The organism is Frankia sp. Mgl5 (assembly GCF_023242985.1).
Lineage (GTDB): Bacteria > Actinomycetota > Actinomycetes > Frankiales > Frankiaceae > Parafrankia > Parafrankia soli.
Window position 1 is genome coordinate 1 of sequence record NZ_JALKFY010000791.1, and the last position, 914, is coordinate 914.

A 914-nucleotide genomic window follows, 5' to 3' on the forward strand; every position below is an offset into this window, starting at 1 on the left:
TGAGGTGCTGCCCATTTCTCGGACACCGACGTAGACGGACTATACCAGCTTTATGCTGCTTCCTTCGCTTCGGTCCGGGTTGAGTGGTATGCGCGCTCGATGTGTTCTGGGGTGCGGTAGCCGAGAGTGGAGTGGAGTCGCTGTCGGTTGTAGAAGACCTCGATGTACTCGGCGATCGCGGTACGCGCGGCGCGGCGGGTTGGATAGGTCTCCCGGTAGACGAGTTCGTTTTTGAGGGTGCCGAAGAACGACTCTGCGGCGGAGTTGTCCCAGCACACTCCGGTGGCCCCGACCGACGGGCGTGCACCATGGCGTTTCAAGACGCGATGGTAGGCATCTGACGTATATTGCGCTCCACGATCGGAATGGAAAGTCGCATTCTTGGCCAGGGTGGTTCGGGAGGCTGCCATGGTGAACGCGTCGATGATGAGCTCGGTTCGCATGTGGTTGGCCATCGACCAGCCGACGACTTTCCGGGAGTAGAGGTCGATAACGGTGGCGAGGTAGAGCCATCCTTCGCCGGTGCGGATGTAGGTGATGTCTCCGACGAGCTTCTCGCCGGGGCGGGTGGCGGTGAAGTCGCGGCGGACGTGGTCGGTGGGCGGCGGGGCTTGGCCGGGGATGGTGGTGCGGCGGTAGGCCCTGGGCTGGCAGGCTTCCAGCCCTGCACGGCGCATGATCCGCCGGGCGAGGCGGACGGAGATGCGCACGCCGGAGGCAGTCAGGGCGGCTGCGATCCGCCGGGCGCCGTAGGTCTGGCGGGAGGCGGCGAACACCGCCCGGACCTGGGTGTCGAGGGTGGCGTGCCGGCGGGTCCGGGTCGATGCTGGTCGTCGGTGCCAGTCGTAGAAACCGGACGTGGACACGACGAGCCACTGGCACATCTTGGATATCGGGTAGTTGTCCTTCTCCGC

General features: G+C 65.1%; 1 protein-coding gene. It reads right to left on the minus strand.

Annotated elements, in window-relative coordinates; all coding sequences use genetic code 11:
• Positions 1–50 precede the first annotated feature (50 nt).
• On the minus strand, positions 51–914 hold an 864-nt coding region (locus MXD62_RS27675), incomplete at its 5' end, for an IS3 family transposase (protein WP_248832331.1).